The 15,977-nt window shown below is 55.8% G+C and carries 12 protein-coding genes; 7 read left to right on the forward strand and 5 right to left on the reverse strand.

The window, feature by feature from the left end; translation table 11 throughout:
- Positions 1–85: 85 nt before the first annotated feature.
- Positions 86–3,562, reverse strand: a complete 3,477-nt coding sequence (gene mfd / locus AC2A1E_RS16575; RefSeq protein ID WP_484384657.1) for a transcription-repair coupling factor — start codon at positions 3,560–3,562, stop codon at positions 86–88.
- A gap of 297 nt (positions 3,563–3,859) precedes the next feature.
- On the opposite strand from mfd, the gene lolC reads away from it, so the two are divergent.
- The 6 genes from lolC to pepT all read left to right on the forward strand — a co-directional run bounded on the left by lolC (position 3,860) and on the right by pepT (position 10,221).
- On the forward strand, positions 3,860–5,062 hold the full coding sequence (gene lolC / locus AC2A1E_RS16580; protein ID WP_484384658.1) for a lipoprotein-releasing ABC transporter permease subunit LolC: 1,203 nt from the start codon (positions 3,860–3,862) through the stop codon (positions 5,060–5,062).
- Positions 5,055–5,759, forward strand: coding sequence for a lipoprotein-releasing ABC transporter ATP-binding protein LolD (gene lolD, locus AC2A1E_RS16585; RefSeq protein WP_484384659.1), 705 nt, complete (start codon positions 5,055–5,057; stop codon positions 5,757–5,759). Before lolC ends, lolD begins: the two co-directional genes overlap by 8 nt.
- Positions 5,759–7,006: a lipoprotein-releasing ABC transporter permease subunit LolE gene (gene lolE / locus AC2A1E_RS16590; protein WP_459398770.1), complete on the forward strand. Its 1,248-nt coding sequence runs from the start codon at positions 5,759–5,761 to the stop codon at positions 7,004–7,006. Before lolD ends, lolE begins: the two co-directional genes overlap by 1 nt.
- A gap of 53 nt (positions 7,007–7,059) precedes the next feature.
- On the forward strand, positions 7,060–7,974 hold the full coding sequence (gene nagK, locus AC2A1E_RS16595) for an N-acetylglucosamine kinase (protein WP_484384660.1): 915 nt from the start codon (positions 7,060–7,062) through the stop codon (positions 7,972–7,974).
- Positions 7,975–7,987: 13 nt separating this feature from the next.
- The gene (gene cobB, locus AC2A1E_RS16600) at positions 7,988–8,839 is read left to right on the forward strand and encodes a Sir2 family NAD+-dependent deacetylase (RefSeq protein WP_484384661.1); all 852 of its coding nucleotides are present in this window, start codon (positions 7,988–7,990) and stop codon (positions 8,837–8,839) included.
- Between the two features lie 149 nt (positions 8,840–8,988).
- Positions 8,989–10,221, forward strand: coding sequence for a peptidase T (gene pepT / locus AC2A1E_RS16605; RefSeq protein ID WP_484384662.1), 1,233 nt, complete (start codon positions 8,989–8,991; stop codon positions 10,219–10,221).
- Between the two features lie 43 nt (positions 10,222–10,264).
- Here pepT and AC2A1E_RS16610 read toward each other — a convergent pair whose 3' ends face one another.
- The 3 genes from AC2A1E_RS16610 to phoP form a co-directional block, all read right to left on the reverse strand.
- Positions 10,265–11,386 carry a ribosomal protein uL16 3-hydroxylase gene (locus tag AC2A1E_RS16610; RefSeq protein WP_484384663.1) on the reverse strand — a complete coding sequence of 374 codons (1,122 nt, stop codon included), beginning with the start codon at positions 11,384–11,386 and terminating at the stop codon, positions 10,265–10,267.
- An 80-nt stretch (positions 11,387–11,466) separates the two neighbouring features.
- Complete coding sequence (gene phoQ / locus AC2A1E_RS16615) at positions 11,467–12,924, reverse strand: two-component system sensor histidine kinase PhoQ (RefSeq protein WP_484384664.1); 1,458 nt, start codon at positions 12,922–12,924, stop codon at positions 11,467–11,469.
- A gap of 5 nt (positions 12,925–12,929) precedes the next feature.
- The gene (gene phoP / locus AC2A1E_RS16620; protein WP_459398764.1) at positions 12,930–13,601 is read right to left on the reverse strand and encodes a two-component system response regulator PhoP; all 672 of its coding nucleotides are present in this window, start codon (positions 13,599–13,601) and stop codon (positions 12,930–12,932) included.
- 257 nt (positions 13,602–13,858) lie between these two features.
- Here phoP and AC2A1E_RS16625 point away from each other — a divergent pair, with 257 nt between their 5' ends.
- Entirely contained in the window at positions 13,859–14,560 is a 702-nt protein-coding gene (locus AC2A1E_RS16625) for a GNAT family N-acetyltransferase (protein WP_484384665.1), read from the forward strand.
- Between the two features lie 46 nt (positions 14,561–14,606).
- Here AC2A1E_RS16625 and purB read toward each other — a convergent pair whose 3' ends face one another.
- A complete protein-coding gene (gene purB / locus AC2A1E_RS16630; protein WP_484384666.1) occupies positions 14,607–15,977 on the reverse strand; it encodes an adenylosuccinate lyase in 1,371 nt (456 codons plus the stop codon).

The following is a 15,977-nucleotide window of genomic DNA, read 5'->3' on the forward strand; positions in this document are numbered from 1 at the left end:
TTAAAATAACCAATTAAATATCATTAAGTTATAGGGTTATGAACCCTCTCCCACAGGGGGGGTTCATCATGTAAGCATGGTATTATCACGCCGCCAGCGTATGTTCCCTGAAGGCGACCAGCAGTTCTTCGATAAACTTCAGCCTGGCCGGGCGATCGGTGAGATCCAGCATAAACTTCAGCTTGGCCGGGCCGTCGAGGCGGTAAACCTGCGGTTTGCTTTGCAGTAAGCCAATCAGATAGCTCGGATCGACGCGGTTTTTCTCGCCGAATTCGATAAACCCACCGCGCTCGTTGCCCTCGATACGCTTGATCCCCAGGGTCTGCGCATGCTGGCGCATCGCCGCGCTTTGCAGCAGATGGCGTGCCGCATCCGGCAGCAGCCCGAAGCGATCAATCAACTCCACTTTCAGCTCTTCCAGTTCACCGGTGTTTTTCGCACTGGCGATGCGCTTGTAGAAGGACAAACGGGTATTCACATCTGGGATAAAATCGTCCGGCAGCAGGGCTGGCATGCGCAGTTCGACTTCGGTCTGATTGCTGGTGAGATCTTCCAGCGAAGGCTCGCGCCCATTTTTCAACGCATCGACGGCGCTTTCCAGTAGTTCCATATACAGCGAGAAACCAACAGTGGTCATCTGGCCGCTCTGATCTTCACCCAGCAATTCGCCAGCGCCACGGATTTCCAGATCGTGGGTTGCCAGCGCAAAGCCTGCGCCCAAATCTTCCAGCGCGGCGATCGCTTCCAGACGTTTGTGCGCATCGGCACTCATGGTTTTTGGATGCGGCGTGAGCAGGTAGGCATAAGCCTGATGGTGTGAGCGCCCAACGCGGCCGCGAAGCTGGTGCAGTTGCGCCAGGCCGAAGCGATCGGCCCGCTCAATAACAATGGTATTGGCACTCGGGATATCGATACCGGTTTCGATAATGGTGGTGCAAACCAGCACGTTGAAGCGTTGGTGATGGAAATCGTTCATCACCCGCTCCAGATCGCGCTCGCGCATCTGGCCGTGGCCGATGGCGATACGTGCCTCTGGCACCAGCTCGGCCAACCGCTCAGCGGCTTTATCGATGTTTTCCACATCGTTGTACAGGTAATACACCTGCCCACCGCGCAGCACCTCACGCAGAATGGCTTCGCGTACTACCAGGCTATCGTATTCGCGCACGAAGGTTTTTACCGCTAACCGGCGCGCAGGCGGGGTGGCGATAATCGATAAGTCGCGCATGCCGCTCATCGCCATATTCAGGGTGCGCGGAATTGGCGTGGCGGTGAGCGTCAGGATATCCACGTCAGCGCGCATCGCTTTAATGCGCTCTTTGTGGCGCACGCCGAAGCGGTGTTCTTCATCGACGATCAACAGCCCCAAATCTTTCCAGCGCAGATCGCTTTGCAGCAGCTTGTGGGTACCGATGATGATATCCACTTTGCCTTCTGCGGCTTCTTCCAATACCTGCTGTTGTTCTTTGGCGCTGCGAAAACGCGACATCATCTCAATACGAATCGGCCAGGTGGCAAAACGATCGCGGAAGTTATCGAAGTGCTGCTGCGCCAGCAGGGTGGTTGGCACCAAGACCGCCACCTGCTTATTGTTCTCCACCGCCAGAAACGCGGCGCGCATTGCTACTTCGGTTTTACCGAAGCCGACATCGCCACACACCAGACGATCCATCGCCAACGGCTGACACATATCGCTCAGCACGGCGTTGATCGCCTGTTCCTGATCGGGTGTGGTTTCAAACGGGAAGGTTTGGCAGAACAGCTGATACTGTTCGCGGTTGTGCTTAAAGGCAAAGCCTGATTTGGCGGCGCGCTGGGCGTAAATATCCAGCAGCTCTGCTGCCACGTCACGCACGCGCTCGGCCGCTTTCTGCCGCGCCCGCGACCAGACATCGCCACCCAATTTGTGCAGCGGCGCATTCTCGTCGGCGCCCCCGGCATAGCGGCTGATCAGATGCAGGGAGGAGACCGGCACGTACAGTTTGTCTTCGCCCGCGTAAGAGAGGATCAGGTATTCCGCCTTGATGCCGCCGGTTTCCAGCGTGGTCAGGCCGACATAGCGCCCGACACCGTGTTCCAGATGCACCACCGGTTGACCAGAGTGCAGCTCCGCCAGGTTGCGGATCAGCGTATCGGTATTAATGGTGCGGCGATTATCCTGCCGACGGCGGCTGACGCGTTCACCCAGCAGATCGCTTTCGCAGATCAGCGCCCGGTCGCGCAGGCTATCGAGAAAACCGCGCTCGGAGGCGCCGATCATCATATAGCGGCCGGGCGCTTCCGCCTCATCAAGGTGCTGGATCAGGCTGGTGCTCAGCTTGATGCGGCCCAGCAAATCTTGCAGGGTTTCACGGCGGCCTTCGCTCTCGACCGAGAAAATGACGCTGCCGCTGAAGCTTTCGATAAACCGGCGCAGATTATCCAGCGGAGCTTTCTGCTGGGCCTGGACGGACAGATCGGGCAGGGTCTGATAACCCAGATTGGTACTCCCTGCTTTGGCAGGCAGATCGTCGGTTTTCAGCGCCATACGCGGCCAGGCTTTCAGCTCGGCGAACAGGGCATCCACGCGCAGCCACAGCGTATCGGGGGCCAGCAAAGGGCGCATCGGGTCAACCCGGCGGCTCTCAAAACGCTGATTAACATCCAACCAGAAACGTTCGGCGGCGCTTTCCAGGTTGCCGGTGTTAACGATCAGCGTATTGGCGGGTAGATAGCTGAATAAAGAAGGCAGCGGCTGGCTGAAGAAGAGCGGTTGCCAGTATTCGATACCGGCTGGCCAGGTGCCTTTGCTCACCTGCTGATAAATATGCTCAGCGTCGCGGCGCACTTCAAACTGCTCACGCCACTGGCTGCGGAACAGTTCAATGGCGGTTTTATCGGTGGGGAATTCATGGGCGGGCAGCAGATTGATGGCATCCACTTCGCTCAGGGTGCGCTGGGTATCCACGTCGAAGGTGCGCAGGCTGTCGATTTCATCATCGAAAAAGTCGAGGCGGTATGGCTCCTCGCTGCCCATCGGATAGAGATCGAGCAGCGCACCGCGGGTGGCGAACTCGCCGTGCTCCATCACCTGGTCGACGCTACGGTAACCGGCCTGCTCCAACTGAGCACGCAGGAGATCCCGTGAAAGTCGCTGACCTTTTTTCATCACCAGCGCATGGCCGTGCAGAAACTCATGCGGGCAAACGCGCTGCATCAGGGTATTGACCGGCAGAATAATAATGCCGCGTTCCAGGGTCGGAAGATGGTACAGACTGGAAAGGCGCGCCGAGATGATTTCCTGATGCGGCGAGAAACTGTCGTACGGCAGCGTTTCCCAGTCGGAAATGCTGGTCACCCTCTGATCGGTAAACTGCTGGATTTCGTCACGCAACCGCAGCGCGTTTTGCATATCCGGGGCGACGAGCATCACCGGGCCGTGATGGCGCTCGGCGATCTCAGCGCACTCAACGGCACAGGCAGAGCCGGTCAGTTGCCCCAGTTGGCGCAAATCACCCGCGCGGTCAGGTAGAGAGTAACGAGAAGATGATGAGGAACGGCGGCTATTATCAGAAGTGCTCATTCAGTTATCTTTAATCAATGAATTGAATAACAGTTTTTGTGGTGTTCACCGTGATGGTTGACGCGTGAATACCACAAAACCCTGTTTACCTGGCGCAAATAACAGTGCGCCTTTACCTCCTTTATACTAGCCCAGCGGCTAATAAACTGACACAGCTAAAAGCATACACCAGGCTGCTGTTGGGCGTTATTTAACCGCAGGTAAGAGAATAAAACCTGCCGGGTGGTTCCATAAACCGGGTGGAGCCATTATTATCCATGCTCATTGTGCTTAAGCTACGGCAACTAAACGGATTTCATGTATCAACCTGTCGCGTTATTCATTGGCCTGCGTTATATGCGCGGGCGAGCTTCAGACCGCTTTGGGCGGTTTGTCTCCTGGCTGTCCACCATTGGCATTACGCTGGGTGTGATGGCATTGGTCACCGTGCTTTCGGTGATGAACGGTTTCGAAAAAGATCTCGAAAACAACATTTTGGGCTTAATGCCGCAGGCGCTGATTACCAGTAAACAGGGTTCGATCAACCCTGAGCAACTCCCGGCGTCTGCCGTGCAGGGGTTGCAAGGCGTGGCCCGCGTCGCACCGCTGACCACCGGTGACGTGGTGTTGCAAAGCGCGCGCAGCGTCGCTGTGGGGGTGATTCTCGGGGTGAATCCGGATGACGCCGATCCGCTGTCGCCGTTCCTGGTTAACGTCAAGCAGCAACAGTTGCAGCCGGGCGAATACAATCTCATCATCGGCGAACAGCTTGCCGGGCAGTTGGGCGTCAAACGTGGCGATCAGCTGCGCCTTATGGTGCCGAGCGCCAGCCAGTTTACCCCGATGGGCCGCATTCCAAGCCAGCGGCTATTTACCATTATTGGTACTTTCCACGCCAACAGTGAGGTGGATGGTTACCAACTGTTGGCTAACCAGCAGGATGCTTCACGCCTGATGCGTTATCCGGCGGGGAATATCACCGGTTGGCGTCTGTTCCTGCAACAGCCGTTGCAGGTGGATACCCTCAGCCAGCAAACGCTGCCGGAAGGCACCGTATGGAAAGACTGGCGCGAACGTAAGGGCGAGCTGTTCCAAGCGGTGCGCATGGAGAAAAACATGATGGGGCTGCTGCTTAGCCTGATCGTGGCGGTAGCGGCATTCAATATCATTACCTCTCTGAGCTTGCTGGTGATGGAGAAGCAGGGCGAAGTCGCCATTCTGCAAACTCTGGGCCTGACGCGGCGCCAGATTATGTTGATCTTTATGGTACAGGGGGCCAGTGCGGGCATTATCGGTTCGCTGCTGGGTACCTTGCTGGGCGTGCTGCTGGCCAGTAATCTGAACAACCTGGTGCCGATTCTGGGAGTCTTGCTTGACGGCGCTACGCTGCCGGTGGCGATTGATCCGCTACAGGTGACGATCATTGCCGTCGCGGCGATGGCGGTTTCCCTGTTATCCACGCTTTACCCTTCATGGCGCGCTGCCGCCGTACAACCCGCTGAGGCTTTACGTTATGAGTAACCATCTTTTGTTGCAGTGTGACAACCTGTGCAAGACCTATCAGGAAGGCAATCTGCATACCGATGTGCTGCGCAATGTCAGTTTTGCCATGCAACCGGGCGAGATGATGGCGATCGTCGGCAGCTCGGGTTCCGGTAAAAGCACCTTGTTGCACCTGCTGGGAGGGCTGGATTCGCCCACTTCCGGCGAAGTGATCTACAAGGGCCAGTCATTGAATTCGCTCTCTTCCGCCGCTAAGGCCGAATTGCGTAACCGCCAGCTTGGCTTTATCTATCAGTTCCACCACCTGTTGCCGGATTTCACCGCGCTGGAAAACGCCGCGATGCCGCTGCTGATTGGCGGTATGAAACCTGTACAGGCGCAGGAAAAAGCGCTGGAAATGCTGGCGGCTGTCGGGCTGGAAAAACGCAGCAAGCACCGACCCTCTGAGCTTTCCGGCGGCGAACGCCAGCGCGTGGCGATCGCTCGTGCGCTGGTGAATAACCCGTCGCTGGTGCTGGCGGACGAACCGACCGGCAACCTCGATCAGCGCACCGCCGACAGCATCTTTGATTTGCTGGGTGAACTGAACGTGCGTCAGGGCACTGCGTTTCTGGTGGTGACCCACGATCTGCAACTGGCACGGCGTTTAAGCCGTCAGTTGGAAATGCGTGATGGCCATCTGCAATCTCACTTGACCCTGATGGGGGCCGAGTAATGAGCGCTTCGCCACTTTCCTTGCTGATGGCGCTGCGCTTTAGCCGTGGCCGGCGGCGCGGCGGCATGGTGTCGCTGATTTCGGTGATCTCCACCATTGGTATCGCGCTAGGGGTGGCGGTGTTGATCGTCGGCCTGAGTGCAATGAACGGCTTTGAGCGTGAACTGCAAAACCGCATTCTGGCGGTGGTGCCGCACGGTGAGATCGAACCGGTTAATCAACCGTTCGAAGGTTGGCCCGAGATCCAGCAGCGGGTGGAAAAAGTGCCGGGCATTTTGGCTGCCGCGCCTTATATCAACTTTACCGGCCTGATGGAAAACGGCACCCAGTTGCGTGCGGTGCAGGTTAAAGGTGTGGATCCCGCGCAGGAAAGCCAGCTTAGCGCACTGCCGAAATACGTGCAGGGCGATGCCTGGGCCAATTTCAAAAGCGGTGAGCAGCAGGTGATTCTGGGCAAAGGCGTTGCCGAAGCGCTGGGGGTGAAGCAAGGCTCCTATGTCACGGTGATGATCCCGAACAGCGATCCGGAAATGAAGCTGCTGCAACCGAAACGTATTCGCCTGCAAGTGGCCGGTATCCTGCAACTCAGCGGCCAGCTTGATCACAGCCTGGCGATGGTGCCACTGGCCGATGCGCAACAGTATCTGGATATGGGTGACAGTGTCACTGGTCTTGCTATCAAAGTAAATGACGTGTTCGCGGCGAATAAGCTGGTGCGCGATGCCGGTGAAGTCACCGATGCCTACGTCTATATCAAGAGCTGGATCGGCACCTACGGTTATATGTATCGCGATATCCAGATGATCCGCGCCATTATGTATCTGGCGATGGTGCTGGTGATCGGGGTGGCCTGCTTTAACATTGTTTCCACCTTGGTGATGGCGGTGAAGGATAAAAGCGGAGATATCGCCGTGCTGCGCACCCTTGGTGCCAAAGACGGGTTTATCCGCGCCATCTTTATCTGGTACGGCTTGCTGGCCGGGCTGGTGGGCAGCCTAAGCGGCGTGGTGGTCGGCGTGATTGCTTCGCTGCAACTGACCAATCTTATCAAAGGGATCGAAAAGCTGATGGGGCACTCTTTCCTGTCTGGTGATATCTACTTTATCGATTTCCTGCCGTCCGAACTGCACTGGCTGGACGTACTTATCGTTCTGGCAACCGCCATTGTGCTCAGCCTGCTGGCCAGTTGGTATCCGGCCCGGCGTGCGAGCCGCATCGATCCCGCTCGCGTACTGAGCGGACAATAATAAAAACCTGGGGCTGATTAAGACGCCCCATTTTTTTAGCCTGAGGTCGAGTTATGTACTACGGTTTCGATATGGGCGGCACCAAGATTGAATTGGGTGTGTTCGATGCCGATCTACGGCGTATCTGGCAGAAACGGCTGCCAACGCCGCGTGACGACTACCGGCAATTGCTGGCGGTGTTGCGCGATCTCACCCATGAGGCCGATGCGTTTTGCGGTACGCAAGGTTCAGTAGGGATTGGAATTCCGGGCCTGCCGAATGAAGATGGCACCTTGTTTACCGCCAACGTGCCCGCCGCGATGGGGCAACCACTGCCGCGCGATCTGAGCATGCTGATTGGCCGTGAGGTCAGGGTAGATAACGATGCTAACTGCTTCGCTTTGTCAGAGGCCTGGGATGATGAATTCCGTCACTATCCCAGCGTGTTGGGTATTATCCTTGGCACCGGAGTAGGCGGTGGCTTGATTGTGGATGGCAAAGTGCTGTCTGGGCGTAACTATATCGCCGGTGAGTTCGGCCACTTCCGTTTGCCAGTGGATGCGCTGGAAGTGCTCGGGCGTGATATACCTCGCGTAGCCTGTGGCTGTGGCCATGATGGTTGCATTGAAAATTACATATCGGGCCGCGGATTTGAGTGGATGTACCACCACTTTTATCAGCACCACTTGCCTGCGCAGCAGATTATTGCGCATTATCAGGCGGGTGAGCCGCGGGCAGTGGCGCATGTTGATCGTTTTCTGGACGTGCTGGCGATATGTCTTGGCAATCTGCTGACTATTATCGATCCACATCTGGTGGTGATTGGCGGTGGGTTATCGAATTTCGACGCGATCTACCAGGCGTTACCGCAACGCTTGCCAGCGCATCTGCTGCGTGTGGCTAAACTGCCACGTATCGAGAAGGCGCGTTACGGTGATGCAGGCGGGGTTCGTGGGGCTGCGTTTCTCAATTTAGTGCATAATAAATAAGCAAGGAGAGTTCATGCACACTCGCCATCGGTTGTGTCGGTTTCGCAAGAATAAGCATGTGCTGCATCAGCGCTTTCGCTCACGGATTTTCCACCGAGATACTATGGCGGCGGCAGAGCTGAAGAAGCCGTTTGTCGTGGTGCTGACGGGAGCAGGGATTTCTGCTGAATCGGGTATCCGCACGTTCCGCGCAGACGACGGGTTATGGGAAGAACACCAGGTGGAAGATGTAGCCACCCCGGAAGGCTATCGGCGCGATCCTACGCTGGTGCAGGCGTTTTATAACGCGCGCCGTCAGCAGCTTCAGCAACCGGGCATTGCCCCGAATGCTGCTCACCGCGTGCTGGCCGATCTCGAAGAGTGGCTGGGGGATAACTTCCTGCTGGTGACGCAAAATATCGACAATCTGCATGAGCGTGCTGGCAGTAAGCGAGTGCTGCATATGCACGGTGAATTGCTGAAAGTGCGTTGTACTAATTCCGGGCAGGTATTCAACTGGCCTGGCGATCTGAGCGTCGATGAGCGTTGCCACTGTTGCCAATTCCCTGCGCCGTTGCGCCCGCACGTGGTGTGGTTTGGTGAAATGCCGTTGAGGATGACCGAGATTTACGACGCGCTGGCAAAAGCCGACTTCTTTGTAGCCATCGGCACCTCTGGCCATGTTTATCCGGCGGCTGGCTTTGTTCATGAAGCGCGATCGGCAGGGGCCTATACCATTGAGCTGAATCTGGAACCCAGTCAGGTCGAAAGCCAATTCGATGAGAAGCACTATGGCCCGGCCAGTGAAGTGGTACCACGGTTTATGCACAAGCTGCTGATGGGCAAGTTCGAACGGGCCGATATCCCCTATGACGGGGCGGGCTAAGATTGTTGCTGATGCGTATTCAGCTATCTCGGCGCCAAACTATCATTGATTCTAATGATTTCAGGTAAATCTGATTATTAATGACCTGTCTCAATATTTGATCCGAATCGGTTCCGCATAATGAAACGCGAAATTCTGAGGGCGGAACCATGGATAAACTACTTGATCGCTTTTTTAACTACGTCTCTTTCGACACACAGGCTAAAGCGAACGTCAAACATGTGCCGAGTACCGATGGGCAACTGAAGCTGGCGCGTGCGTTGCGACAGGAAATGATTGAACTGGGGTTTGAACAGGTATCGCTCAGCGAGCACGGCTGCGTGATGGGAACCTTGCCAGGCAATGTCGCTTGGCCGGTACCTACGATTGGATTTATTTCCCACCTTGATACTTCACCGGACTTTTCCGGTAAAAATGTGACGCCGCAGGTGGTGGAGAATTACCGCGGTGGCGATATTGCTTTGGGGATTGGTGATGAAGTGCTTTCGCCGGTGATGTTCCCGATCCTGCACCAGATGCTGGGGCAAACGCTGATCACCACCGACGGCAAAACGCTGCTGGGGGCCGACGACAAGGCCGGTATTGCCGAAATTCTTACCGCGATGATGCGGCTGAAACAGCAAAAAATCCCGCATGGTGATATCCGCGTCGCCTTTACGCCTGACGAAGAGGTGGGTAAAGGGGCACATTTCTTTGATGTGGAAGCGTTCAATGCCGAGTGGGCCTATACCGTTGATGGCGGCGGCGTGGGTGAGCTGGAGTGTGAAAATTTCAATGCGGCATCGGTGACGGTGAAAATCGTCGGCAACAATGTGCACCCTGGCACTGCCAAGGGGGTGATGGTCAATGCGTTGTCGCTGGCATCGCGCTTCCACCAGGCACTTCCACCTGATGAAACACCTGAAAATACCGAAGGTTATGAAGGGTTTTATCACCTGAGCAGCATCAAAGGGCACGTTGAGCGCGCGGAGATGCATTACATCCTGCGTGATTTTGAGCGTGAAGGTTTTGAAGCACGTAAGCGCAAAATGATCGAAGTGGCGCAAATCGTCGGGCGCGGGCTGCCGCGAGATTGCTATATCGAAGTGGCGATCGAGGACAGCTATTACAATATGCGCGCTCAGGTTGCCGATCATCCGCATGTCATTGCGCTGGCGCAGCAGGCGATGCGCGATTGCGATATTCAACCGGTGATGAAACCGATTCGTGGCGGCACCGACGGGGCACAGCTGTCGTTCAAAGGGTTGCCTTGCCCAAATCTGTTTACCGGGGGATATAATTTCCACGGTAAGCATGAGTTCATTACGCTTGAAGGCATGGAGCAGGCCGTGGGTGTGATTATGCGTATTGCGGCATTAACGGCGGCGCGAGCCAAACGATAGAAGTGTTTGTCGGGCGCAGCGTACTGCGCCCGCTTAATATCGATTAGTCGTTAAAATACCAGTAACCGCTGTTGATCAGCGTGGTCAGCAGGGCGAGGAAGGAAGGATCGTTCACCGCGTCGCCCAGCAGGGTTGCATCAACGCTGAAATGTTGGCACAGCGCATCCGCCGCCTGTAGGTGCTGGGTATCAATCAGTTCACCGTTAACAAAGCACTGTTCGCCAATGCGCAGCACGCGCAGGCCACCCAAGCGTTGTAATGCTTCGCCCTGTTGCAGCAGTTCGTAGATCTCCCCAGCTTGATACGGCGGCTCCGGTGGCGCAATGTCCAACTCGTGGCGCGATTGCGAAATAAACTCACCAAACCAGTGCTGGAAATGTTCCGGCTGTTGCACCAGATCCAGCATCATCTGACGCAGCGCATCCACCTCTTGCGGCAAGACGTTGGCCGGATGATCGCGCAGAGTTATGTCTGGATCGCTGTAGCGCTGGCTGCCCAGATCTCGTGCCAGTACGTAATCGGCAAAGCCGCTGACCAGTTCACGGCCATTTGGGGCGCGGAAACCTACGGAGTAGTTGAGCGAGTTTTCCTGCGAATAGCCTTCGTGTGGGAAGCCCGGTGGGATATACAGAATATCGCCCGGCTCCATCTCTTCATCGATGATGGCATCGAAGGGTTCAACCTGTAGCAGATCTGGATGCGGGTTGTGCTGCTTCATCGGCACTTTTTCACCCACGCGCCAGCGACGACGGCCAGTGCCCTGAATAATGAAGACGTCGTATTGATCAAGATGCGGGCCTACGCCACCGCCTGGCACAGAGAACGAAATCATCAGATCGTCCATACGCCAGTCCGGCAGCTTGCGGAACGGGCGCATCAGCGCACTGGAAGGCTCATGCCAGTGATCGACCGCCTGTACCAGCAACGACCAGTTGGTTTCCCCCAGATGGTCGAAGCTTTCGAAGGGGCCATGTGCAACCTGCCAACGGCCATCCTGGTGGCTGACCAAGCGGCTGTCTACTTCGTTTTCCATTGCGAGTCCGGCCAACTCATCCGGGGAGATCGGATCGATAAAATTTTTGAAGCCGCGCTTCAGGATCACCGGGCGTTTTTGCCAGTAACGTTGTAAAAAGTCGTTCCAGTCCAGATCTAATTGATAATCCATGTTCTATTCCAGGATTGAGTGAGCTTGGGGGGATTATAACGGAAGTTAGGCCCCATGGATCGGGGCCTGAACGACAGAATTTACTCGTGATGGTGGGAGTCATGCTGGCGGGCGAAGGTCACCTCCATGCGAGCCCCACCCAGCGGGCTGTCGCTGATGGTAATGTGGCCGTCATACTGTTCGATAATCTCGGCGGCTACCGATAAACCCAGGCCCTGACCAGGGCGCAGGGTATCGACGCGTTGACCGCGCTGGAAGATCAGCTCACGTTTGCTCTCAGGGATGCCAGGACCATCGTCATCAATCACAATGGTCAGGTATTTGTCGGAATGCAGCGACGTGATCTCCACAAACTCCAAGCAGTATTTACAGGCGTTTTCCAGTACGTTGCCCATCACTTCCATAAAGTCGTTTTTCTCGCCCATAAAAGTCACTTCAGGCGAGATATCCAGGGTGATCACCACCCCTTTGCGTTGGTAGACCTTATTCAGCGCCAGAGCAAGGCTGTCGAGCAGGGCTGAGACCGAATGGATCTCGCGCGTCAGCACGGTTTGACCCGAATTAATGCTGGCCCGGTGCAGATAATAACCAATCTGCTGTGAAATACGGCCGATCTGATCAAGCATGATCGGCTCCGCTTCTTCGATGGTGGTCTGCTTGCCGGAACGCAGCGAGCGCAGCGTGGTTTGCAGCACCGCCAGCGGGGTTTTCAAGCTGTGGGTCAGGTCTGACAGCGTGGTGCGATATTTGGTGTAACGCTGCCGTTCATTGCGCAGCAGAATATTGAGGTTACGTACCAGCCCGCGCAGTTCACTGGGGAGGTTTTCATCCAACTGTTCGCGCTCGCCATTCTCCAACTGACCGACCTGGCTCACCAGCGCCTTGATGGGCCGTAGGCTCCAATAGGCCGCCAGCCACAGCAGTGGCACCACCAACAACAGATTAGCCAGCAAGACGTAGCTGAACCATTCCCATACCACGTCTGAACGCTGTAGCTCCTGGGGGATACTGTCTACCACCACAATGGTCAACGCGGGCAGGCGCGAGGTGGCGGCGTAGGTATTGACGGCCACCGAGTGAGTCAGGGCGTTCTGATCGGCGTCATCGTAATCTTTCAGTTGATCCTGGGCTTTAGGGTTATTGCCTAACACTTCACTACTGATGCGGGTATCGGTATCAATCTCATAAAAACCCGACTCTTCCAGCCAGCTTTTCTGGATCAGCTTTTCTAGTTTGGGTACTTGGCGTTGGCTCCACAGCAGGTTGCCTTTATCGTCATAGATAAACACCAGCGTCGGGGAGTTGAGGTCGAGATCGGGCGGAATGGCGATGGTCAGCTTCTGGTCTTTCCATTGCGCCAGGCTGAAAAACAGGTTGCTCTCACCGCGCAGCAGGCGGAAAGCGGTTTTATCGAAGCTGACGATATAGCCCACTACCGCCACCAGCCCATAGGATAACGACAGCGCCAGGATCACCCCGGCGGTGGCCATCAGAAAACGGGCGCGCAGCGAGAAGGGTTTTTTATCCTTTTTGAACATGATGTTCACTTAGCATCAAAGCGATAGCCCTGACCACGCACGGTCGTGATCACTTCCTGTGGATATTCCGCTTGCAGTTTTTTGCGCAGGCGGCCCATCAGTACGTCAATGGTGTGGCTCTCGCGCAGCTCGGCATCTGGGTAAAGTTGCAGCATCAGCGAATCTTTGCTCACCACTTTGCCCGCGTTACGGATCAGGGTTTCGATGATGGTGTACTCAAACGCCGTCAGCTTGATTTGCTGTTCGTTAACGCTTAACTCGCGGCGCGAAAGGTCGATCTGGAAGGGCGGCAGGACGATCACCTGTGAGGCCAGGCCACTGTTGCGGCGCATCAGCGCTTGCATACGGGCGATCACTTCTTCCAAGTGGAATGGTTTGGTGACGTAATCATCGGCACCGGCTTCCAGCACGGCGACTTTATCCTGCCAGCTTTCACGGGCGGTCAGCACCAGAATGGGCAAATTCATCTGGTGGGCGCGCCAGCGGCGGATCAGGCTCAGGCCGTCTTCCCCTGGCAGGCCGAGATCGACGATGGCGATATCAGGCGCATGTTCCTGCAAAAAATAATCAGCCTCTTTGGCGTCTTCCGCCGCATCCACCTGATGCCCCATTTCGCGCATCTGCACGGAAAGGTGGTGGCGCAATAGACCATTATCTTCAACAACCAGTACTCGCATGGGACAGACTCCTGTAAATACGCGGGTGAAGTTCCGACTACCCAGAGCGCGCTAAGTTATGGTAGGTATAACCCGTTGATGCCGCAGGCGGGTGCTGGAAAATCCGTGTTATCACACAATGGGATGCAGCAATTATCGGCAGTAGGTAATAAACGCAGGATAAACAGCATAGAGACAAAGGTAAACCAAACTTAAACGAAGGGGTTGCTTTCGAACCCAACATAATCAAATTTGCAGCAATCAGATGGAAGATGTTTATGGTGATAAATCAATACGGTCAGCCGGTGGGGGATCCATTACCGCAGTGGCAACCGCGGATACGGCCGACCGGTGCAACCCTAACCGGTAAGTTTTGCCACCTCGTAGCGTTAGACGCCGAGCGAGATTTTACCGCGCTATTCAATGCGTACCAGCAAGCAGCGGATGGCCGCGATTGGACCTATCTTATGGGCGAACGGCCCGAAAGCTTGCCGGAAATGCGTGCACATTTGGCAAAGCTCGAAGCCAATACGGGTCTGGCGAATCTGGTGGTGATCGACTCGCATAATCAATTGCCGGTAGGAACGGTGGCTTTTATGCGCATTGAAGAGGCGATCGGCGTGTTGGAGATTGGCCACGTCAACTGGTCACCGCTGATGAAGCAGCGTTCTTGTGCCACTGAGGCGATTTACCTGATGTTGCGCTACACCTTTGACGAATTGGGTTATCGCCGCTGTGAATGGAAGTGTGACAGCCTGAATGAGCCATCCCGGCAGGCGGCGCTGCGTTTCGGTTTCAGCTATGAGGGGCGATTTATGAAAGCCCTGGTGACCAAAGGGCGCAGCCGTGATACCGACTGGTTTGCAATGACCGAAGATCGCTGGCCCGCAGTGCGTACCGCGTTCGAGCAGTGGCTGGATGAGAGTAATTTTACCGCCGACGGGCAACAGAAACAGCGGTTGCAGGCGTTTATGTCGTAAAAAATTGAGGCGACTGAAAAGCCGCCTCATTAGTCTTGCCGCGAGCTTATTTCAGCTCATCAACCATGCTGGTGGCACGGCCAATGTAATTGGCGGGGGTCATGGCTTTCAGGCGGGTTTTCTCTTCTTCCGGCAGTTCCAGGCTGTCGATAAACGCCTGCATCCCGGCCGCATCCACGCGCTTGCCACGGGTCAGCTCTTTCAGCTTCTCGTAGGGCTTTTCGATGCCGTAACGGCGCATCACCGTCTGGATTGGCTCAGCCAGCACTTCCCAGTTGTGATCCAGTTCGTCCAGCAGGTGCGCCTGATTCACTTCCAGCTTGCTGATGCCCTTCAAGGTGGCCTGATAGGCGATCAGTGCATAACCCAGGCCGACGCCCAGGTTGCGCAGCACGGTGGAGTCGGTCAGATCGCGCTGCCAGCGGGAAACCGGCAATTTGCTCGCCAGGTGGCCCAGCACGGCATTAGCCAGGCCCAGATTGCCTTCGGAGTTCTCGAAGTCGATCGGGTTAACTTTGTGCGGCATGGTGGAGGAACCAATTTCACCGGCAATGGTTTTCTGCTTGAAGTGATTGAGGGCGATGTAACCCCAGATATCACGGTCAAAGTCGATCAGAATAGTGTTGAAACGCGCGATGCAGTCGAACAGCTCGGCGATATAGTCGTGCGGTTCGATCTGAGTAGTGTACGGATTCCAGGTAATGCCCAGCGAAGTGACAAACTCCTCGCTGAAATGGTGCCAGTCCACTTCCGGGTAAGCCACGATGTGGGCGTTGTAGTTGCCTACGGCACCGTTGATTTTCCCGAGGATCTCAACGCGTTCCAACTGACGGAACTGGCGCTCCATACGGTAAGCCACGTTGGCGAACTCTTTACCGACGGTGGAAGGGGTCGCTGGCTGGCCATGGGTGCGGGACAGCAGCGGAATATCGCGGTATTCCAGCGCCAGCCCTTTGAGTGCATCAATGATTTTGCGCCAGAACGGCAGCACCACGTCCTGACGTGCCGTTTGCAGCATCAGCGCGTGTGACAGGTTGTTGATGTCCTCTGACGTACAGGCGAAGTGGATAAACTCCGATACCGCCTGTAGGGCAGGGACGGCTTCCACCTTTTCTTTCAGGAAGTATTCAACCGCTTTCACGTCGTGATTAGTGGTGCGTTCAATGGTTTTAATGCGCTGTGCGTCTTGTTCGCTGAACTCTGCGACGATTTTATCAAGGTAAGCGTTTGCGTCGGCATCAAAAGCCGGAACTTCCTTGATTTGTGTGCAGGCAGCCAGTTTTTGCAGCCAACGTACTTCAACCTGCACGCGGAATTTCAGCAAACCGTATTCGCTGAAAATGGTGCGCAGTGCGCTGACTTTATCACCGTAGCGTCCGTCAACGGGGGAAACGGCGGTCAGTGAGGATAATTCCAT

The organism is Serratia sp. HNCC26DJ206 (genome assembly GCF_057180605.1).